Annotated in this window: 18 protein-coding genes and 1 pseudogene; 3 read left to right on the forward strand and 16 right to left on the reverse strand. The window is 30.9% G+C overall.

Features of this window, described 5'->3' with window-relative positions; genetic code table 11:
* Positions 1-35: 35 nt before the first annotated feature.
* A complete protein-coding gene (locus tag P8V03_RS12305; RefSeq protein ID WP_261670159.1) occupies positions 36-548 on the reverse strand; it encodes a hypothetical protein in 513 nt (170 codons plus the stop codon).
* A gap of 263 nt (positions 549-811) precedes the next feature.
* On the opposite strand from P8V03_RS12305, the gene lexA reads away from it, so the two are divergent.
* Entirely contained in the window at positions 812-1,420 is a 609-nt protein-coding gene (gene lexA / locus P8V03_RS12310; protein WP_318798330.1) for a transcriptional repressor LexA, read from the forward strand.
* Between the two features lie 163 nt (positions 1,421-1,583).
* On the opposite strand, the gene P8V03_RS12315 is transcribed toward lexA, so the two are convergent.
* From P8V03_RS12315 to miaB, 6 genes and pseudogenes are all read right to left on the reverse strand, one after another.
* A complete protein-coding gene (locus tag P8V03_RS12315; RefSeq protein ID WP_261670161.1) occupies positions 1,584-2,867 on the reverse strand; it encodes a methionine gamma-lyase family protein in 1,284 nt (427 codons plus the stop codon).
* A 139-nt stretch (positions 2,868-3,006) separates the two neighbouring features.
* The gene (hfq, locus tag P8V03_RS12320; RefSeq protein ID WP_261670162.1) at positions 3,007-3,249 is read right to left on the reverse strand and encodes an RNA chaperone Hfq; all 243 of its coding nucleotides are present in this window, start codon (positions 3,247-3,249) and stop codon (positions 3,007-3,009) included.
* A gap of 155 nt (positions 3,250-3,404) precedes the next feature.
* Entirely contained in the window at positions 3,405-4,349 is a 945-nt protein-coding gene (gene miaA, locus P8V03_RS12325; RefSeq protein ID WP_261670163.1) for a tRNA (adenosine(37)-N6)-dimethylallyltransferase MiaA, read from the reverse strand.
* 15 nt (positions 4,350-4,364) lie between these two features.
* Positions 4,365-6,293, reverse strand: a complete 1,929-nt coding sequence (mutL, locus tag P8V03_RS12330) for a DNA mismatch repair endonuclease MutL (RefSeq protein WP_318798331.1) — start codon at positions 6,291-6,293, stop codon at positions 4,365-4,367.
* Positions 6,294-6,725: 432 nt separating this feature from the next.
* A pseudogene (gene mutS, locus P8V03_RS12335) lies at positions 6,726-9,197 on the reverse strand (DNA mismatch repair protein MutS); the annotation flags it as partial.
* 62 nt (positions 9,198-9,259) lie between these two features.
* On the reverse strand, positions 9,260-10,588 hold the full coding sequence (gene miaB / locus P8V03_RS12340) for a tRNA (N6-isopentenyl adenosine(37)-C2)-methylthiotransferase MiaB (RefSeq protein WP_318798379.1): 1,329 nt from the start codon (positions 10,586-10,588) through the stop codon (positions 9,260-9,262).
* Positions 10,589-11,191: 603 nt separating this feature from the next.
* Here miaB and P8V03_RS12345 point away from each other — a divergent pair.
* Both P8V03_RS12345 and P8V03_RS12350 read left to right on the forward strand, forming a co-directional pair.
* Positions 11,192-12,376, forward strand: coding sequence for an aminotransferase-like domain-containing protein (locus tag P8V03_RS12345; RefSeq protein WP_261670233.1), 1,185 nt, complete (start codon positions 11,192-11,194; stop codon positions 12,374-12,376).
* Between the two features lie 69 nt (positions 12,377-12,445).
* The gene (locus P8V03_RS12350) at positions 12,446-12,604 is read left to right on the forward strand and encodes a hypothetical protein (protein WP_261670234.1); all 159 of its coding nucleotides are present in this window, start codon (positions 12,446-12,448) and stop codon (positions 12,602-12,604) included.
* A gap of 177 nt (positions 12,605-12,781) precedes the next feature.
* Here the strand turns inward: P8V03_RS12350 and P8V03_RS12355 are convergent, their stop codons facing one another.
* The 9 genes from P8V03_RS12355 to P8V03_RS12395 all read right to left on the reverse strand — a co-directional run bounded on the left by P8V03_RS12355 (position 12,782) and on the right by P8V03_RS12395 (position 21,073).
* Entirely contained in the window at positions 12,782-13,660 is an 879-nt protein-coding gene (locus P8V03_RS12355; RefSeq protein WP_318798332.1) for a GNAT family N-acetyltransferase, read from the reverse strand.
* A gap of 81 nt (positions 13,661-13,741) precedes the next feature.
* The gene (locus P8V03_RS12360; RefSeq protein ID WP_318798333.1) at positions 13,742-14,794 is read right to left on the reverse strand and encodes a CotS family spore coat protein; all 1,053 of its coding nucleotides are present in this window, start codon (positions 14,792-14,794) and stop codon (positions 13,742-13,744) included.
* A gap of 89 nt (positions 14,795-14,883) precedes the next feature.
* The gene (speD, locus tag P8V03_RS12365; protein WP_261670237.1) at positions 14,884-15,264 is read right to left on the reverse strand and encodes an adenosylmethionine decarboxylase; all 381 of its coding nucleotides are present in this window, start codon (positions 15,262-15,264) and stop codon (positions 14,884-14,886) included.
* 219 nt (positions 15,265-15,483) lie between these two features.
* Entirely contained in the window at positions 15,484-17,397 is a 1,914-nt protein-coding gene (locus P8V03_RS12370) for a bifunctional 4-hydroxy-3-methylbut-2-enyl diphosphate reductase/30S ribosomal protein S1 (protein ID WP_318798334.1), read from the reverse strand.
* Between the two features lie 16 nt (positions 17,398-17,413).
* The gene (gene cmk / locus P8V03_RS12375; protein ID WP_318798335.1) at positions 17,414-18,082 is read right to left on the reverse strand and encodes a (d)CMP kinase; all 669 of its coding nucleotides are present in this window, start codon (positions 18,080-18,082) and stop codon (positions 17,414-17,416) included.
* A gap of 86 nt (positions 18,083-18,168) precedes the next feature.
* Positions 18,169-18,537 (reverse strand): chorismate mutase, encoded by a 369-nt coding sequence (gene aroH, locus P8V03_RS12380; protein ID WP_318798336.1) that lies wholly within the window; start codon positions 18,535-18,537, stop codon positions 18,169-18,171.
* Entirely contained in the window at positions 18,534-19,763 is a 1,230-nt protein-coding gene (locus tag P8V03_RS12385) for a BaiN/RdsA family NAD(P)/FAD-dependent oxidoreductase (RefSeq protein ID WP_318798337.1), read from the reverse strand. Before P8V03_RS12385 ends, aroH begins: the two co-directional genes overlap by 4 nt.
* Before the next feature lie 168 nt (positions 19,764-19,931).
* A complete protein-coding gene (locus P8V03_RS12390) occupies positions 19,932-20,810 on the reverse strand; it encodes a MurR/RpiR family transcriptional regulator (RefSeq protein ID WP_261670382.1) in 879 nt (292 codons plus the stop codon).
* 98 nt (positions 20,811-20,908) lie between these two features.
* On the reverse strand, positions 20,909-21,073 hold the full coding sequence (locus P8V03_RS12395; protein ID WP_261670242.1) for a YpmA family protein: 165 nt from the start codon (positions 21,071-21,073) through the stop codon (positions 20,909-20,911).
* Positions 21,074-21,110: the final 37 nt, after the last annotated feature.

Genomic DNA, 21,110 nt, shown 5'->3' on the forward strand with positions numbered 1-21,110 from the left:
TATAGATGTTACCTATAGTTGAAGCTTTATCAAAGTTACTTTCTAAAATCTTTTTCTGTTTTAAATCTAAGCACTCCAGGAAACTCCTCGTAAGTTAACTCGCTTAATCTTCCGTCATCTTCTAGAATTTCGCTTAAGCCTTCAACGTCATCAATGAAAACTAAATTTTCATCAATATCATCTGTATCGTCATAGGTATACTCATCATAATCACTGTTAACATAATCATCATCTATGTAGGCAGTTTCCTCTGCATCATCAGAAACCTCTCCCCTACCACTTTCAGAGTCCCCTTCAGAAAATTGATAATGATTTTCACTTGTAATTTTTGAATTACTATCATTAGTTATTTCTTTTTCGTATTCTTTAACTTCTTCTTCATCTTCTATAATTTCATCGATCTTAATAGATTTTATATCATAACCTTCTAGCTGCATGCACTTGCCACAGTTATTACACTTCTTACTCCTATTTAGATCACAAATTTCGCATTCACCACAGTTATCACATTTCTTACTTGCTTTAAAAATACAATAATCTCTATTCATAGCTGCTCCCTTTCTAGCTTAATAACTCTTAACATATTATCTTTTTTCTTTTACTAGAATTACTTAAATTTAGTCCTAATAAGAAAAAATTAAAAGTCTAAATACTATTATACATAATAAATTTATAATTCCCAAGGGTTTTGTTAATTTTTTTCTACAATTAAAGTTGCATTTTCAAGATGTAAGTTATAATAGAACATAAGTTTGATATTTGTTCTTTTATATGGTATAATTTTAATAATTAACATAGAGAGGTGTTTTATATGGCTGAACACAAAAATACTAAACAAATGGAAATTTATGAGTTCATAAAAAATCAAATTAGAGACAAGGGTTACCCTCCTTCAGTTAGAGAAATATGCGCAGCTGTAGGCTTAAAGTCTACTTCTACAGTCCATGGACATCTAGAAAGATTAGAAAAAAAAGGTCTGATAAGGAAGGACCCTACCAAACCAAGAACTATAGAAGTAATTGAAAACTCATTAAATAAAAAGGAAATGATAAATGTTCCCATAATCGGTACAATTACAGCAGGACTTCCTATTTTGGCAGTAGAGAATATCGAAGGTACTTTTCCTTTAGCAGTAGATTATATAAGAAGTAATAAAGATCTTTTTATACTAAAGGTAAGCGGAGAAAGTATGATTGATGCTGGTATTCTAGACGGGGATTTTTCTATAATTGAGAAAGTAAACTCTGCTGATAACGGAGATATAGTTGTGGCTTTAATAGAGAATGAGGCTACCCTTAAAAGATTTTTTAAAGAAGAAAATTATATAAGACTTCAAGCAGAAAACAAAACTATGTCTCCTATTATAGTAGATAATTGCGAAATAGTAGGAAAGCTAGTAGGAGTATATAGACAGTATTAATTTAATTACTAAAAAACTAAAAGAGGTGAAGATATAGAAAAGAATTAAAACTATCTATGTCTTCACCTCTTTTAGACAAGTATTTACTAATGTAGCCCCTTTAGAAATAAAAATTTATTTATCTCTTCATTATTTATTACTTAAATTATATCCATCAAACTCACTATTGTATAGTTTTCGATAATGCTATTAAGATTCCTATTTTTGCATGGTCAAAGGTAAGTCCTCCTTGTAGATATGCAATATAAGGTTCTCTTATAGGCGCATCTGCAGATAACTCTATTGAAGCGCCTTGAACGAAGGCTCCTGCAGCCATTATTACCTGATCTGTATAACCAGGCATATCCCAAGGTTCACACTGAACAAAGGAATCAATTGGGGAACCTAGCTGTATTCCCTTACAAAAGTTAATTAGTTTCTCTTTATCATTGAACTTAATAGCTTGAATTATATCACTTCTTTTATCCGTATATGATGGAAGTACTTCAAAACCTGCAAGTTCCATTATTCTAGCACAGAATAATGCCCCTTTTACTGCTTCAATAGCTACATGAGGAGCAAAAAATAAACCTTGATACAAGAGTCGCATAACTCCAAAGGTAGAGCCGCATTCTCCCCCTATTCCCGGTACAGTTAGCCTGTAAGAAGCTTGAGTAACATACTCTTCTTTACCTGCTATATATCCCCCTGTTGGTGCTATTCCTCCACCAATATTTTTAATCAAGGAACCGGCTACTAGATCTGCTCCAACATCTGTAGGCTCCATTGTATCTATGAATTCACCATAACAGTTATCAACAAAGCAAATTATTTCCGACTTAATATTTTTTACAAAGTCTATTATTTCTTTAATTTCAGATATTAGTAAAGACTTTCTCCAGCCGTATCCAGTAGATCTTTGAATATGCACTAACTTTATGCTAGCATCTTTTTCTAGTTCTCCTTTTATTTTGTCGAAGTTTATATTGCCTTCAGGGGTTAGGTCTACCTGCTTATAGTTTACTCCATATTCCTTTAAAGAACCTATATTTTTCTTATCGCTTATTCCTATTACATTATGTAAAGTATCATAGGGTGTTCCGCAAACAGATATCATAGTATCCCCTGGTCTCAGGTTACCAAATAAGGCTGTTCCTAAGGCATGAGTACCATTTACAAAATGAGGTCTTACAAGAGCGCTTTCACAATTAAATATTCTTGCATATACCTTATCTAAGGCATCTCTTCCTATATCCCCATATCCGTAACCAGAAGAATTGGTAAAATGAGAATCACTTATTCTTTCTTCTTGAAAAGCGTTTAAAACCTTTAGTTGGTTATATTCTCTTATTTCATCATACGCTGCAAATTCACCCTTCACATCTTCTAAAGCTTGTTCATAAAGATTGATTACCTTTTCATTTATTCCATAAGCTTTTTCCAGATATTCTTTTGTTAAATTAATCATTTTATAGACCTCCAGTCAACCAAGTATTTATTTTATAGGAATTGGATTAATATATAAATATAATCCAGATTTGCTTTAAACTTTATGCCATTGATTATAATAACACATAAAAAAAGAATAGGCAATTATTCGCCTATTCTTATACTTCTCCCTCAGGAGCATTATTGAATAATACTGGTTTTAAAGGTGTTATAGTGGAGATTGCATGTTTATATATCATCATCTGTTTTCCATCACAATCAAGAACTACTGTAAAGCTATCAAAGCCTTTAACATTACCTTTAATTTGGAAGCCATTAGTTAAGTGTATAGTAACTGGCGTTTTGCCTTTTCTCGCCCCATTTAGAAATATATCCTGTAAATTGTTGGCTGTTTTGCTCATATACCTCACCCTCCGCAGTTTTTATTTTATAGTATTCTATAAATATTATAAAATTCCTTTTAATTTTTATAAAAAATTTATCTGTTTTATAAATCCAATTAAAATTCGTCCATAAACCCCTATAGAAAAGCTATAAATCTATTGGATTATAAAAATTAATAACTTTTTTCTTTAATAAGGTTAAATTTACTTATTATGCTGTCTACAATATCATCATCACTATTAAACTTATCCTTATCAACCCAAGTAACTCTATCATCCTTTCTAAACCAAGTTAGTTGTCTTTTAGCATAATTTCTGCTTCCTTTTTTAATTAGATAAATAGCTTCATCTAAGGATATTTGGCCATCTAAGTAATATAATATTTCCTTATAACCTATTCCCTTCATAGATTGCATATCAGCAGTATATCCCATAGATTTTAGTTTTACAACTTCATCTATAAGTCCTCTATCCATCATTATGTCCACTCTTTTATTTATTCTTTCATATAACTTCTCTCTATCCATTGTTAGGACAAAGTAATGAACTCTATAAGGTATATTAAAAATATCATTATTGGCATTATAATGAGAAATAGTTTTCCCTGTAAGTTTAAAAACCTCCAAAGCTCTAATAACTCTCTTTAAATCATTTGGATACAACCTTTCAAAAGATTCAGGGTCTATGTCTTTTAATAAGTTATGAACGTATTCTTTTCCCTTACTTTTAGCTATATCTTGAAGATAAGATCTATATTCTTCATCATTCTCTGCTTCGGTAAAGTCATAATTATATATAAGTGAATTAATATATAGCCCTGTACCTCCTACTAGCATAGGAAGTCTTTCTCTATTATTAATATCTTCAATAATTTCTCTAGCCATTTTTTTGTACTCAGATACATTAAAGGTCTCATGAGGCTCCACTATATCAATCAAATGATGGGGTATCCCTTTCATTTCAGCGTTAGTTATTTTAGCAGAACCTATATCCATATATTTATATATTTGCATGGAATCTGCTGATATTATTTCGCCTTTTAATTTTTCAGCTAATTTAATAGATATATCAGTTTTTCCCACAGCGGTAGGCCCTGCAAGTATAAATAAGTCTATCATAATATCCCCCTTTTACTACTGTATTCTCTTGAATTTTTTTTCTAGTTCATTTAAAGTAAATTTAATTATAGTCGGTCTTCCATGAGGACAGGTAAAAGGATCATCAATATATCTTAAGTCTTCAATCAATGACTTCATTTCAATTATTGAAAGGTTATCATTTGCCTTTACTGCAGACTTACAGGCACGTTTAGCTATAGTATTATATTTTACCTCCCAAGTTTCTCCAGATCCTAGATTTTTTAGATTTTCCAATAAATTTGTAAATAAATTCTTTACATCTGGCTTTCCTAGTATAAGAGGTACTTCCCTTATGCTAATTGTATTATCGCCAAAAACATTAATATCAAATCCAACTTTTGTAAAAGTTTCATTGTTTTCTTTAAATATATCAAAGTCTTCTGGTGAGAGTTCCATAACCATTGGGGTCATTAGAACCTGAGAGATAACATTATTTTCTTTAATGCTTTTTTTATATTTTTCAAATAAAATTTTTTCATGTGCTGCGTGCTGATCTATAAGATATAAGTTATCCATAAATTCTGCCAAGATATAAGTACTATGAAACTGTCCTATAACTTTTAGCGACGGAAATTTAGCTGTTTTATCCTCACTAGGTATTATGTGTTTTCCTGCTGACTCTATTTCCTTTGTATCTTCCGGCACAGTTTTGTATTCTTCATTAGGGCAATCTGCCGATTCTTTAAGTATATGTTTGTTAAAATAGTCCTTTTGAACTAAATTTTCATTAGTATGTATATCTTCCGCAGTATTATAGGGAACATTAGTAATCTCACAACTTTTAGTATTGCCATATTCTACACTTTTATAATCACTTTCACTGAAAGAATTTAAGTCAATGGGAAGTTGAATTCTTTGCATTTCAGTCTTATCTTCTTCCTTTTTTAAAGCAATACTTTCTTCTTCTACAGGTATGCTGAAGGAATCCTTTAAGTAATTACGTAAAGCTTCATGAATGGCATTAAAAGTAAGTTTAAAAATCTCTCTGTCATCTCTAAATTTAACTTCAGATTTAGTTGGATGAACATTTATATCTGTATACTCTGGAAAAATGTCCAAAAAAACTATAAAGAAAGGAAACTTATTAACAGTTAAAAAAGATTTAAATGCATTTTCTACTGCAGCAGTAATAAGTTTATTTTTTATATATCTTTTATTTACAAATATACTTTGATTATTTCTGCTTCCTCTGCTTATTTCAGAGTTTCCGATGTATCCATGAACGGAAGCAATATCACTGTGACCTTCAAAGGCTATTATATTTTCTGCTATTGTCTTACCATATACGCTTCTTATAACATCTAATAATTTACCTGTGCCATAGGTATTAAGAGTCTTCTTGTTATTATTTAAAAGCTTAAAAGACACTTCCGGATTAGCTAGAGCAAGTCTGTTCAAAATATCTGATATATAAGCAGCTTCTCTGCTGGAGGATTTCAAAAATTTTAGCCTTGCAGGAACATTATAAAATAAATCCCTTACTTCTATAGTAGTCCCTACATTAGAGCCAGCCTCCCTAATGTAATCTGTTTTTCCGCCACTTATAGATATTTCCTTACCATAGTCAAATTCTTCAATTCTACTTTTTAACACTGTATTAGATACCGCTGCAATACTTGCTAAGGCCTCTCCACGGAATCCCATAGTGTTTATGTTATAGACGTCATCTATATTGCTTATCTTACTGGTGGCGTGGGGCATAAAGGCCTTTTCAACGTCATCAGGATGAATTCCTTCTCCGTCGTCAATAATCTTTATGCTTTTTTGACCTCCTTCTATAATCTCTACAGTAATATTTTTAGCATGAGAATCTATACTATTTTCTACTAGTTCTTTTACTACAGAGTAAGGACGTTCAACAACTTCACCAGCTGCTATTTTATTTGAAGTTTCAATACCCAGTACATTTATTCTCTTTTTCAAAGTATCACCTCCTAAACAAGTTAATAGCGAAGATTAGAAACGTAAATTTGTTCCTAATCTTTAACTATTAATCAATAACTCTTAAAGTGTTTTTGCTCTTTTTATTAATTCATAAAGTTTATTGAATCCATCCATAGGAGTCATGTTTAATATATCAATGTTTGTAATTTCCTTTATAAGGTTTTCCTTTTCAATATCGCCAAAATCCATCTGTAACGATAAATTTGTATCTGCTGCTTTTTTCTTTTCTTCAAAATTAGTATCTAAAGACATTAGTTTTTCTTTATTTATTAAGCTATCTTTTTTTACTTGGTCTAAAGATATCGATTGGGAATCTTCTAATTTATCTAGTGCTATTTCCTTTTCTTTTGAATCTTCTTGCTCATTGACACTTATAGCTGCATCTCTATTTAAATATAAATCACAATTGCTATCCTCTTTAGTTATAGGTGTATTAGTCTTTGTGAATTGGTCAATGTTAATGTCATTTGCACTTTCGTTTTCTATTCTATTTAAAATATCCTTAGCCCTTCTTATTACTTCATCTGGTAATCCAGCAAGCTTTGCAACCTCTATACCGTAGGATTGATCCGCTCCCCCTCTTATAATTTTACGTAGGAAAACTATATCACTTCCTATTTCTTTTACAGATACAGAGTAGTTTTTAACCCCTTCTAGGATCCCTTCCAACTTTGTCAGTTCGTGATAATGGGTTGCAAAGAGGGTTTTACACTTAAGTCTTTTATTATTGCATATATACTCTACAACAGCCCAAGCGATACTTAAACCATCATAAGTACTAGTGCCTCTTCCTACTTCGTCTAATAGAATTAAACTTTTATTAGTGGCGTTTTTTAATATATTTGATACTTCCCACATTTCTACCATAAAAGTACTTTTACCAGAAGCTAAATCGTCAGAAGCCCCTATTCTTGTAAATATTTTATCACATACTGAAATCTTTGCAGCTTTAGCTGGTACAAAGCTTCCTATTTGTGCCATAATAACAATTAAAGCTACCTGCCTCATATAAGTAGATTTACCTGCCATATTAGGGCCGGTTATAACTAATAATTGCTCATCTGATGCGTTTATATTTATATTATTAGAAACAAAACTCCCTGATGGGATAATCTTTTCCACTACAGGATGTCTTCCCTCTTCTATACAAACCTCTTCATTATTTGTTATTTTAGGCTTACAATAATTATTTTCTAAAGCTATGACAGCTAAGGAACTTAGACAGTCTAATTCGGCTATAGTTTTTGCAGTTTTTTGCATTCTGTCAACGTGTTTTTCAACTTCTTCCCTTACCTGAACAAAAATCTCATACTCTAAATTTATTAGTTTCTCTTCCGCACCTAATATCTTTTCTTCCATTTCCTTCAATTCAGGAGTAATAAATCTTTCCGCATTGGCTAAAGTTTGCTTTCTTATATATCTTCCCTCTGGTATAGAATTTAGATTAGACTTGGTTATTTCAATATAGTAACCAAATACCTTATTATATCCCACCTTAAGGGACTTTATGCCAGTTATTTCTCTTTCGCTATTCTCTAGAGAAGCAATCCACTCTTTTCCGTGGGCTTTAGCAATTTTAAACTCATCTACTTCTTTATTATAGCCTTCTTTTATTATGTTTCCTTCTTTTACAGATATAGAAGGACTTTCTAATATAGCTTCATCAAGGAGTTTATATATATCTTGCAGCTCATCTAGATTTTCATACATATCTGCCATCAAGCCGCTTTGAAAAAACCCTAAAATATTTTTCACATACGGAATTTTTTCAATAGAGTTTTTAAGAAATATTAGTTCTTTAGCATTAACACTTTTAGAGGATATCTTTCCAACTAACCTTTCTATGTCGTATATTTCTTTTAAAGCATCTTTCAGATCCTCATGAATAGACATATTGCTTAGAATTTCTTCTACCGAATCTAACCTCTTTTGTATTGAGGTTTTATCTATCAGCGGCTGCTCTATCCACTTTCTTAGCTGTCTTCCGCCCATAGCTGTATTAGTCTTATCCATAACCCATAAAAGAGATCCTTTTTTACTCTTTTCCCTTAAGCTCTCAGTAAGTTCTAAATTTCTTCTAGAGTTACTATCTATGCTTAAGTAGTCTACTATACTATAATAATTAAACTCATTGATATGATTTAGAGAAGTCTTTTGAGTTTCCATTACATATTTTAAAAGTCCGCCACAGCACTTTAATAAAATTGCACTATACTCATTAGTTTTTACATTAGCAAATTGCTTAGCTATCACTTCTTCAGTTTTTGCTAGGAAAAATTCTTCCCCTAATCTAGAAAAGGTAACTTGAATTCTTTCCTTTATACTTTCAATTATCTCATCATCAAGATTTTCTTGAATTAGAATCTCCTTTGGAGAATACTTAGATATTTCATCTAATACAACAGACAAATCAAAAGAAGTTTCTGTGCAATTAAAATCTCCTGTGGAAACATCTGCAAAGCATAAAGCAGTCATGTTTTTTTCTTTTTCCATATATAAGCTCATTATATAATTATTCTTATTTTCCTCTAGAAAAGATGAATCTGTATAGGTTCCTGGAGTAATAACTTTTACAATACCTCTTCTAACTATTCCTTTTGAAGCACTAGGATCTTCTAATTGTTCACAAATGGCAATCTTATAACCTTTATTAACTAATCTACTTATATAAGAATTAGCTGCATGAAAGGGAATTCCACACATAGGCGCCCTTTTGTCTAACCCGCACTCTCTTCCTGTAAGTACAAGCTCCAGTTCCTTTGAGGCTATTTCTGCATCTTCAAAGAACATTTCATAAAAGTCACCTAGTCTAAAAAATAATATACAATCTCTGCAGTCCTCTTTTACTTCTAAATACTGCTGCATCATTGGAGTTAAAGCCACTTTTATACCTCCTTAAAAATTAATTGGGAATGAGAATTTTCCATTCCCGATTCCCAATTATGTTAAACCTGTTCTCCTATTAATGAAAATGAATTAGCTTTTGTTATCTTAACATTTACTAATTTGCCAATATTGCTTCCATCGCCGGCAAAGTTTACAAGCTTTCCAGTTCTAGTTCTACCCATTAATTTTGTCTCATCGTTCTTACTTAGTCCTTCTATTAAAACTTCTTCTATTCTACCCTCGTATTCTTTGTTCTTCTTAGCAGCAGAACCGTTGATTACTTCTACTAATCTATTAAATCTATCATGCTTTACAGCATCGTCAATTTGATCTTCCATTTCGTCAGCTGGAGTACCTTTTCTTCTGGAGTAAATAAAGGTAAAGGCTGAATCGTATTGAACTTCCCTAGCAAGACTAAGAGTTTCTTCAAAATCTTCATCTGTTTCTCCAGGGAAACCAACTATAATATCAGTACTTATTGCTACATTAGGAATAGCTTTTCTTATCCTTTGAACTAAGTCTAGGTACTGTTCCTTTGTATAGCTTCTGTTCATTTTCTTTAATAATCTTGTTGAACCAGATTGAACAGGAAGATGTATATATTCGCATAAAGTTTTACACTCTGCTATTGCATCTATTACATCCTGTGTTAAGTCCTTAGGGTGAGAAGTCATAAACTTAACCCTTTCTAATCCTTCAATCTTGTCTATTTCTCTTAAGAGTTCTGCAAAAGTAATTTTTGGATCTAAATCTTTACCATAGGAGTTAACATTTTGACCAAGTAATGTAATTTCCTTATACCCTTTTGCTATTAGATCCTCTATTTCCTTTTTAATGTCCTCCAATTTTCTGCTTCTTTCTCTACCTCTTACATAAGGTACGATACAATAAGTACAAAAATTGTTACATCCATACATTATAGTAACAAAAGCTTTTACATCACTTTCTCTATCTATTGGAAGACCTTCAACTATTCCATCTTCCTTATCCTGCACTTCAACTACTGATTTTCCCTCTTGTTTAACCCTATTTAGATATTCTAGAAACTTATAAGCATTATGAGTTCCAAATACTATATCTACAAAAGGAAATTTCTTAACTATAGCTTCAGCCATACCTTCTTGCTGCATCATGCATCCACACACTGCAATAATAAGGTCAGGATTCTTTTCTTTTTGCTTTTTTAGCGCTCCTAAGTTTCCGTATACCTTTAATTCAGCATTTTCCCTCACGCAGCAGGTATTAAAAATTATTAAGTCTGCAAATTCTTTTACTGTAGTTCTTTTATAACCTGTCTTTCTCAACATCCCAGATAGCTTTTCTGAATCTTCTTCATTCATTTGGCAACCCCAGGTTTCTATAAAAAAGTTTTTACTTGTTTTTTTCATATCTAGTTCTTTATACAATTGCTTCACCTCATACTAATACAACTTATTTTTTTAATTTTTCTATCTCTCCCTGTTTACCTTAACAGTAGAAGATAAAATAGAAAATGAATATTATAACTCTAAATTCAAATTATAATATTGACATCCTACATTATACTATATTTTTTTATGAATATCTATTTTTTATTGTTTTTAGGCAATTTATTTAATACTGAAAGTTATGGGTTATTAACTTTCTTAACTTAGAACTTAAGATTCATATGGAATGGTATACAACAAATCATAAAAATCATTTACTACGGGCTATAAATTAATGAATGTTTAAAAAATAACAATGCTTTTATTTAAAATTCTATAAAAAATATAATTAAACATTGAAATATTGAATAAAAAATTGTATTATTATAAGTGGAGAGGATATTCTACATCAATTCACTGGAATTTGAAAAGGTTTGCAAAGTTATCTGAATAATGACTTTTTTATATCTTTTCAAGCTTCAAATTTCATTAACATAACAGATAAGAAGGAAATTTTGAGTTTTTGTAGAATAGATATACTGTAAGACCTTAAAATATAATTATAATTTTCGGAGGGATTTTATTATGGAAGTACGTTTTTCAGAAAGAGCTAATGGCTTAAAAGCATCAGAAATCAGAGAACTTTTAAAGCTTGCTGAAATGCCAGAAATTATTTCTTTTGCTGGAGGATTACCAGCACCAGAATTATTTCCAGTAAAGGAAATGGAGGAAATTATACAAAAAGTATTAGAAAAAGATGGTAGACTAGCACTACAATATGGTTCTACTGAAGGTATTAAACCTTTAAGAGAGATAATTGCTAAACAAAGAATGGCTCCAGCTGGAGTAAATGTTACAGCTGATGAAGTAGCTATAACATCAGGTTCACAACAAGGACTTGAGTTCTCAGCTAGAGTATTTATAAATGAGGGCGATAAAATAATATGCGAAAGCCCAAGCTACTTAGGAGCAATAAACGCATTTAAAGCATATCAACCACAATTCATAGAAATACCTATGGATGATAACGGTATGAAAGTTGATTTATTAGAAGAAGCATTAAAAGCAAATCCAGACGTTAAAATGATATATACAATTCCAGATTTCCAAAACCCAACTGGAAGAACTATGTCAGATGATAGAAGAAAACGTATAGCTGAGCTTGCTGCTGAATATCAGATTCCAGTAATAGAAGATAATCCATATGGCGACTTAATATTTGATGGAGAAAGACACCCATCAATTAAGAGTTTTGATAAAGAAGGTTGGGTAATATACCTTGGAACTTTCTCAAAAACATTCTGCCCTGGATTAAGAATTGGCTGGGTATGTGCTGCACCACAAATACTAGAAAAGTATATAATTGTTAAGCAAGGTGCTGATCTTCAATCTAGCTCACTTGACCAAAGAGCAACAGCATTATTTATGGAAACTTATGATCTTGAAAAACACATAGAAAGCATTAGAGGAGTTTACGGAAAACGTAGAGACCTTATGATAGAGAGTATTAAACAATACTTCCCAGCAGATGTAAAATACACTTTCCCAACAGGTGGATTATTTACTTGGATAGAATTAAAAGAAGGTCTTGATGCTGCTGTAATATTACAAGAAGCATTAAAAGACAATGTTGCTTATGTTCCAGGTGGTTCATTCTTCCCTAACGGAGGACATCCAAACTTCTTTAGAATGAATTACTCATGCATGACTGAAGAAAAAATAGTTGAAGGTATAAAGAGATTAGGAAAAGTTCTTGCTAAATTTTACTAATACAGGAAATAAATAAAACTACTAAACTCCTCCTTTTAGGTTAAACTATACCTAAAAGGAGGAGTTTGTATGTACGATGTTAAAAATTCAGAACAATTAGTTGAAAAAGAAAAGGATTCCATGAGATGTGATTGTATTGGAGACAGAGCTTATTTTAAGCAAATTCAATATGAATCAATGTTCGAGTTTAAAGCACTTCATATCCCCATTGAAAATATTATAAAATAAAAATTATCACAAGAATTAAGTAATATATAAAAACAGAATTCATTTTTATGTATTTTAAATAAATCTAACTTATATGTTTAATTAAGGTTTGGGGGTTTTTGAGGGTTCTAAACATAATTTTAATGATGTAGTTCTCAAACTTTAAAAAAGATAAGCCTTCGGCATCAAACCAAGGGCTTATCTTTTTAGTTCCCAATTGTATATTTCTCCTATAACCTGGAAACCCACTCTTTTATATAAATTTAAAGCTATATTATTAGTATTCTTAACCTTTATTTTTACAAAGTCAAATCCAGCATCCTTTATTACTTTTAATAAATAACTTAAAAAAACTTTACTATATCCCTTACCTCTATGTTCCTTTAATATTCCAAAGTTAACTATTACAGGTGTATTTTCTTCTATTATTATTTGTCCATAACCAACATATTGACTATCTTTCTTTAAAAACACAGCACCCTTATCAACATAATAGCTCTGTGCTTCGTCAAAATAAATATCATCTATAGTCAGTGGTAACCTATTATTATTTTTAAAAATTTCATTTTGGATACGACACCTTTTTCCTTCATCTGCCCCCACTTGTAAAGTCTCAAATTGCAGGCTGTGTTCTGGCATCACTAATTTGTTTTCTTCAACATTGAAGCTTAATATAAGTGTTCCTTCTCCTTTAGTAAAACCGATATTTTCCAAGACTTGAGAGTTAAAATTATTACTTTCACAATAATAATTTACTAAAGTATTCTTTCTTAAGTTATTAATTAAAGCTTTATAAGGGCTATAATCTAGTGTATCAGCATTATTGGATGATAAGACATTAAGTGCTTTTATAGAACAATTTTTCTTATCATTCATTTCCGCCCAAATATATCCAATGTATCTAGAATCTTTTATTAGTAGTTTCACTCTTCTTCTTAATAACATACGTTGAGCAAAGTTACTATTGTTATAAACTTTAATAAAGTCTTCATTTAAATTGTTAAAATTATGTCTAAGCTTATTTAAGTCTAAAAGTTTATTAAAATTAGTTTTATTTAATCCTACACATTCAAACATACTTTTTCCCCATCGCTGCAAATTATTATTAGATTTATATTAAATATAAGTATAATTATTTAGCTCATAGAAGTCAATTTTTTACTGATATTCTTTAAGAAAAGATAAGTAATCTTCCAGAAATTTTATTTGTAATTCATTGTATTTAATGAGCTTAGTTAACTTACGCATATATTTAGCTTCATCCCATCCTTTATGTTTTATATATCTTCTTTTACCAAGCTTCCAAAACTTGTGAGGAAAAATAATTAAAGCTAGCATTACTTCTAATTCACTCTTGCTTAATTTATTTACAGAGGCATAGGCATCTATTAATCTTCTAGCTTTTTCAAAATCCCACTGATAGCTTTTCTTGGACATTAGACGGCGTATGAGCTTACCTAAGTCATTTACATGGAGATCAATCATTATACTATCTAAATCTATTATATAGTAGCTGCTGTCCCTTTTAATGATGTTTTGATAATAAAAGCTATCGTGACAGATAGATTTATTTTTGCTGGCTTCTTTTGACAATCTGTAATAATCAGAAGTATTTAAAAAGTTTAAAGATATCATTCCTCTGTAATAGAAGCTATCTATATGACTGCTGTAAATTGAGTCAAATTCACTTTTTATTCTTTTTCTATCTATTACTCGTTGGAATTTTTCAAGATCCTGAACACTTGCATTAAATTTTTTAGGCCAATTTATTAGGTTGTTTTTTACTCTAAGTTTGCTTGTATCTACGCTATTAGCAGCTACATGAAATTCTGCTAGTAGCTTTACGCAGTTTAAAGCTTCATCAATATTATTTAAATCACACTCTACCCCGTCTATCCATTCAGTAACATAAAATAGCACTTTTTTATGGCGTACATATACTCTGCCATCCTTTGTTTTATAATACTTTGCTATATTGTAAAAATTTCTTTCAATAAGTTCCTGAACTAAGATGCTGCCATTATTAGGTTTATGCCTTCCGTGCTTAATCCTTTTTAAGCAAATGATTCCAGATGTGGTTTCGATTTTATATACACTTCTAACTTTACTACAGCTAATGGTCTGGAAGTCATACTGTTCTAATACTTTGTCTATAGTCTTTCTTTCCTTTTCAGACAACTCTCCTAGATATCTGTTACTTATAGCCTCCATATTACTACCTCCATTAGTTCTCTAGTAAAGTATATTATTGTAGGTAGAAATTATTACAAATATAAAAGACCATCGTAAACGATGATCTCCTATATATTTGACGCTTTGACTGATACAGGTTGTTCGAAGATACCTCTTTTAACTTCGGTAGCAGTCATATTCTTAGCATTAAATTTCTCCGTCATATAATTGCATGCATCCCATGGGTTTATCTTGTCGCCACAAGTAAATACGTCTACAGCAGCGTATCCAAGTTCTGGCCAAGTATGAATCGTTAAGTGTGATTCTGATATAATAACAACTCCACTTACTCCTTGAGGACTAAACTTATGAAAAGCTACTTCCCTCACCTCTGCACCAGCTTTTAATGCAGAATCAACCATTATTTTTTCTATATACTCTTTGTTGTTTAATATTTCAGAACTACATCCGTAAATTTCTGCTAAAATGTGACGTCCTAATTCATTCATTGTCCGTATTTACCCCCTTGCTTAAAATCATAACAATTAAATTTTATCAAAAATAATCAAAAAGTCAAGATATATCGCTATTTTTTTAAAAATACACATAAAAACTCTGAATATTTAAGTATATCTCTATATTTCTGCATATCTTGTTAAACATTCATAGAAAAATGCGTGCTTTATACTTGATATTACACGCATTTATCTTAAGTATATTACATATTTCTACATCTCTTCTACTTCTTTAATGCTCAATCCTATTTTTTTATCTTGTCTATTTACATCTAGTATCTTTGCTTTTATTTCTTGTCCTATATTAAGTATCTCCTCTGGTTTGTTTATTCTTTTATGGCTGATTTGTGATATATGTACCAAAGCATCTACTCCTGGCTCTAACTCTATAAAAGCTCCAAAATTAGCGAAACGAACGACTTTACCTAAAACTATACTTCCAACAGGATATTTAACCTCTACATTATTCCATGGATCTTCTATTAGTTTCTTAATTGATAGCGATAGTTTTTTCTTTTCACTATCCACATCTAAAATATATACCTTTAATTTGTCTCCTATATTTAGCATATCCCCAGGCTTCTGTATTCTTCCCCAGGACATTTCAGATACATGAAGTAGTCCATCTACACCTTGAACACCAATGAAAGCTCCAAAATCTGTTAGTCTTTTTACTTCTCCATCTACTATAGTATCTTTCTCAAGACCCTTCCAAGTTTCTTCTTCTTTTTTATCTTTCTCAACTTTTAGTAAGTTTCTTCTAGAAGCTACTACTCTAGTAGAGTTTCTTTCAGTACTAAATTCAATTATTTTTACTTCTAACTCTTTATTTACATATTCCTTTAAATTGTCTACATGAAATAATTCTATATGTGATGCAGGAATAAATACTCTTACACCCTTATAACTTGATACTAATCCGCCATTTACTGCATCCTTTACCGTTACTTTTAGAACCTCATTATTATCCTTTAACTCTTTTAACTCTTTATAGGCATTTTCTCTTTCGATTTCAATTCTGGACAATACTACATAGCCATCTTCATTTTTTCTCTTTATAATTTTTACTTCTAGTTCACTTCCAACCTGAACCAACTGAGCTAAATCTAAATTTTCATCCTTAGTCACTTCATTTTTAGGAAGGATACCATCTGCTTTATATCCTATATTTAAAAAAGCTTCTCTTTCGTTAACTAATATTACTTTGCCTTTTATTAACTGTCCAACTATTATCTTGTTGTCATTTTCCTCCATATAAGCCAATTGTTCATTTACTTCTAAATCCTTGTTATCACTCATTTTTAAAATAGCCTCCTTTATTATCCAATCAGGTGTTGATGCACCTGCAGTAATACCTATTTTTTTAGTCTTATTTGCTTTTATTATAGAGTCAGGTATTTCACCTGAATTTTCAACATGTATAGTGTTAGAACAATTTGATTTACATATTTCATATAATTTTGTAGTATTGGAACTATTACGTCCACCTATTACTAACATCATATCTACACTTTTGGAAAGATCTTCTGCAGACTTTTGTCTATATTCTGTGGCACTACATATTGTATTAAAGGCAATAAACTCTTTACAGCTTCTAACAACAATGTTTAAAACCTTCTCCCAATTTGATTGTTTTTCTGTAGTTTGAGATACAACACATAACTTGTTAGGAAGCTTTTGTAGGTTAGAACCATCCTTAGATATAATAGCCTTATCATCACACCAACCATTTATACCTATAACCTCTGGGTGATTTTCATCGCCTACAATTAACACTGAATATCCCTGCTCATAGTAGGTTCGTACCTTCTTCTGTATATTAGATACATATGGGCAGGTAGCATTAACTACAGTTATTCCTTTTTCCTCTAGAAACTTAATTGTTCTCTCTGAGACACCATGAGAACGTATAATAACTACGTCTTCTTTACTTAAGTTAGATAAGCCATCCATCTCAATAGGGTATATGTTATTTTCTTTCAAGTAGGTTACAACATCATTATTATGTATTAACGGTCCTAAGGTATATATCTTCTTATTATACTTTTTTTGCGTATTAATAGCTTCTTCCACCGCTCTTTTTACTCCAAAACAAAATCCAGCTTTATCTGCTAATGTAACTTTCATATATATTCACCTTCAGTTATTGTTTATGTTTATTTATATACTCTCTAATATAAGATGAAATTAGATCTACTACTTCATCTATACATAATTTTGAGGAATCTATCTTTATGGCATCCTCAGCCATTCTTAATGGATTTGTTTCTCTATTGGAATCTATGTAGTCTCTCTTTATTATATCATCTAAAATATTATTGTATTCTACAGCAATACCCTTTTCATTTAACTCATTACATCTTCTGTTAGCTCTTTCTTGTGCACTGGCTGTTAAGAAAAACTTTAGTGGAGCATTTTTAAGGACTACCGTTCCTATATCCCTTCCATCCATAATTACATTATATTTAGAAGCCATCTCTTGCTGAAGTCTAACAAGTATTTCTCTTACTTCAGCAATAGCTGCAAAATTAGATACATTATTACTTACTTTTGGAAGCCTTATTTCTTCGCTTACATCCTCTTCATTTACTACTAACTTATCACCAACGAAGTACATAGTTAGAGAATTAGTAAGGTTACAAACAGCTTCTACTTCTGTATAGGAAATTCCTCTTCGCATACACATTAAAGCTACTGCCCTATACATTGAACCTGTATTAATGTACATTAAATTAAATCTATTAGCTATAATATTAGCTATAGTACTTTTTCCTGCTCCAGCAGGTCCGTCAATTGCCACAGATATATTCAAAAATTTCACTCCGCCTTTCTAAATTGTAAGAATTTTGTATAAGAATATATTCTATAAAAAAAGATAAAATCCTTTATTTTACGATATCATTTACTAAATAAGTCACTTCTTAAATTCTTAGCATTTTTTAAGTATACAAATTCTTTATCTATTTTAGTTACATCTACCAACATTAAAATTCTTATGCATAAAGGCAGAGACGAATCTGTCTCTCCTTCTACGTACATCTCATTAAAATGCATAATAGCAGCATGTTTAACATTAAAAGCTTCCCTTACAAACTTTCCAGGATAAGCTTTAGTTATGTCTTTTGTGCAAGAAAACTCTATAGTTAGTATTTTATCTAGGTCTATATCATTTCTCATTATCATTTCATTAAATAACTCTACTGTTGACTTTTTAATCTCTTCAACAGAATTTTCTGATATAGTTGTAGCTCCTCTCAAGGCTATCATTCACTTTCACCAACCTTTAATCCTGCTAAAAATCCTGTAGACAAAGCTATTTGTATATTAAAACCACCAGTGAATGCGTCTACATCAATTAATTCTCCTGCAAAATATAAGTTTCTTATTATTTTAGAAGCCATTGTAGAAGGATCAATTTCTTTTATATTTACTCCTCCGGCAGTTACAATTGCTTCAGCTATAGGTCTTAAACCCTTTATCTGCAAAGTAAAGTTTTGAATAAGATTGACTAAATTCTTTCTTTCCTCCTTAGTAATGGAGTTTACTTTTTTTTCTGCATCTATTTCGGATAGTTTAACCACTACATCAATGAGCTTCTGTGGTAGAAGATCCACTAAAGAGTTCTTGAAATCCTTATTTATGTACTTAGCAAAATCCTTTTGTAGTCGTTTATCTAGTTCCTCAGAGGATAATGCAGGTTTTAAATTTATAACAGCTTTTAAGTTTTCTTTTTTACTTACAACTCTACTGCCACTTAATACAATTGGCCCTGATATACCAAAGTGAGTAAATAACATTTCACCAAAGTCTTCATATAGTGTTTTGTTTTTACTATCTATTATTCGTAATTGAACATTTTTAAGTGATAATCCTTGAAGTTCCTTTATCCAACTTTCCTTTACCTCTATAGGCACAAGAGCAGGAGTTATATTTGTTATATTATGTCCTAATATTTCTGCAAACTTATGCCCTTCTCCACTGGAGCCTGTTTGAGGATATGACATTCCTCCTGTACATAATATAAAATAATCTCCTTTTATTGTGGAGTTGTCTTCCAACTGAACTTCCTTTATAACTCCATCTTCATCTATAAGTTTTTTTACCTTATAACCTAGTTTTACAGTAACACCTTTTCTAACAAGCTCTTTTTGCAATGCACTTATTATGTCAGAAGACTTATCTGATTGAGGAAAAACTCTGTCCCCTCTTTCTACTTTTAATTTAACACCTAGTCTTTCAAAAAAGTTAATAGCATCTTCATTTGTAAAGGTATATAGAGAGCTATATAAAAAATGAGGATTTCCAGGAATATAATCAAAAAAATCATTAATATCCTTTTTATTAGTTACATTACATCTACCTTTTCCTGTAATGAACATTTTTTTACCTAGCTTGTCGTTTTTCTCGATTAGTATTGTTTTATGTTTGTCAGCAGCGGTTATTGCTGCCATCATACCAGCGGGTCCCCCGCCGATTACTACTACTGTTGCCATGAAGTCACCACCCTATATTGTTAATCCTTCTTTCATATCTATATTATAGTAATATAATAGATTAATTTATTCAATATTTATTTAAAATTAAAAAACGAAGCCTGTGGCTTCGTTCCTATATGCATTTTCATATATTGACCAAAAGGAAAGGGGTTATCCCACTCCTTTTTAATCAGACTCCTTAAAGGAATATACCTGATACTCTTCCCATATGCCTTCTAAGTTTGTAAAGGTAGTAGATATCTTTTCTTTCTCTCTCAAACCAACTGCAATAATTAAAGCATTAATTACACTAAGTGGAGCAACTAGTGAATCAACAAAAGAAGCCATGTTACTTTGTGCTATTAATGTATAATCAGCTCTTGCAGCAAGTGGTGATAAAAGGCTATCAGTTATAGCAACAACCTTTGCACCTCTGCTTTGAGCAAAGGTTAACGCTTCTATAGTTCTAGCAGCATAACGTGGGAAACCAATACCTATAACTAAGTCGTCTTCCGTAACATTAATCATTTGTTCAAAGATATCGCTAATTCCATAGCTGACAATCTTAACGTTGTCCAAAATAAGATTTAAATAAAATCCTAGAAACTCTGCAAGTGCAGTAGAACTTCTAAGACCTATTATATATATTTTTTTAGCGCTAAAGATACCGTTTACTACGTCTTCAAAAGTCTTATGGTTTATTTTCTCCAAGGTTGACCTTATATTCTCCATGTCCGACTTTAATACGCCTTTTAAAGCACTTTCTTCACTGACAAAATCATTTGACAATTCTATTCTTTGAACCGTAGTAAGTTTGTTTTTAATTAGTTCTTGCAAAGCCTTTTGTAGTTTTGGATATCCACTGAAACCTAATTCGTTTGCAAATCTTACTACAGTAGATTCACTAACTCCTACACTGATACCTAGCTTAGCAGCGGTCATGAAAGCTGCTTTATCATAGTGTTTTAAAATGTACTCAGCTATTAACTTTTGTCCCTTACTAAGACGCGGAAACTTAACCTGAATGGTCCTCATTAAATCTTGTTTATTATTCCCATCTTCCATAATATTCTCAATCCTTTCTCTTTTCCCCATACATTTGCAATATTTATTTCATTTTAACATCTATTGAACAAAGTTTCAATATGTCATTCAATTGTTTGTTATTTTTCTTTATAAATATTTATTATATGTTTATCATCCTTTTCTGTTATACCAAACACAAGGTCTTTTTCACTTAAATTTTTATTTAAGAAATCAACTACCTTATACATTTCTTCGTAGTAATTAAATTCCTTTGATGCTATTAATTCTAATTTATCTTTCATAACTTTTTTATCAAACTAGTAAAGGTTTGATAAAAGT

It is taken from the genome of Clostridium tanneri (genome assembly GCF_033659955.1).
In the GTDB taxonomy this organism is placed as follows: domain Bacteria; phylum Bacillota; class Clostridia; order Clostridiales; family Clostridiaceae; genus Clostridium_AM; species Clostridium_AM tanneri.

What these genes read in the sequence shown, in the direction of transcription:
- miaA (WP_261670163.1), bottom strand. Translation starts at nt 4,349, where the DNA reads ATGATAGACTTATTTATACTTGCAGGGCCTACCGCTGTGGGAAAAACT.
- P8V03_RS12345 (WP_261670233.1), top strand. Translation starts at nt 11,192, where the DNA reads ATGGAAGTACGTTTTTCAGAAAGAGCTAATGGCTTAAAAGCATCAGAA.
- miaB (WP_318798379.1), bottom strand. Translation starts at nt 10,588, where the DNA reads ATGAAAAAAACAAGTAAAAACTTTTTTATAGAAACCTGGGGTTGCCAA.
- aroH (WP_318798336.1), bottom strand. Translation starts at nt 18,537, where the DNA reads ATGATAGCCTTGAGAGGAGCTACAACTATATCAGAAAATTCTGTTGAA.
- P8V03_RS12350 (WP_261670234.1), top strand. Translation starts at nt 12,446, where the DNA reads ATGTACGATGTTAAAAATTCAGAACAATTAGTTGAAAAAGAAAAGGAT.
- hfq (WP_261670162.1), bottom strand. Translation starts at nt 3,249, where the DNA reads ATGAGCAAAACAGCCAACAATTTACAGGATATATTTCTAAATGGGGCG.
- P8V03_RS12305 (WP_261670159.1), bottom strand. Translation starts at nt 548, where the DNA reads ATGAATAGAGATTATTGTATTTTTAAAGCAAGTAAGAAATGTGATAAC.
- P8V03_RS12395 (WP_261670242.1), bottom strand. Translation starts at nt 21,073, where the DNA reads ATGAAAGATAAATTAGAATTAATAGCATCAAAGGAATTTAATTACTAC.
- P8V03_RS12355 (WP_318798332.1), bottom strand. Translation starts at nt 13,660, where the DNA reads ATGTTTGAATGTGTAGGATTAAATAAAACTAATTTTAATAAACTTTTA.
- P8V03_RS12360 (WP_318798333.1), bottom strand. Translation starts at nt 14,794, where the DNA reads ATGGAGGCTATAAGTAACAGATATCTAGGAGAGTTGTCTGAAAAGGAA.
- speD (WP_261670237.1), bottom strand. Translation starts at nt 15,264, where the DNA reads ATGAATGAATTAGGACGTCACATTTTAGCAGAAATTTACGGATGTAGT.
- P8V03_RS12315 (WP_261670161.1), bottom strand. Translation starts at nt 2,867, where the DNA reads ATGATTAATTTAACAAAAGAATATCTGGAAAAAGCTTATGGAATAAAT.
- P8V03_RS12390 (WP_261670382.1), bottom strand. Translation starts at nt 20,810, where the DNA reads ATGGAAGATGGGAATAATAAACAAGATTTAATGAGGACCATTCAGGTT.
- P8V03_RS12370 (WP_318798334.1), bottom strand. Translation starts at nt 17,397, where the DNA reads ATGAAAGTTACATTAGCAGATAAAGCTGGATTTTGTTTTGGAGTAAAA.
- P8V03_RS12385 (WP_318798337.1), bottom strand. Translation starts at nt 19,763, where the DNA reads ATGGCAACAGTAGTAGTAATCGGCGGGGGACCCGCTGGTATGATGGCA.
- lexA (WP_318798330.1), top strand. Translation starts at nt 812, where the DNA reads ATGGCTGAACACAAAAATACTAAACAAATGGAAATTTATGAGTTCATA.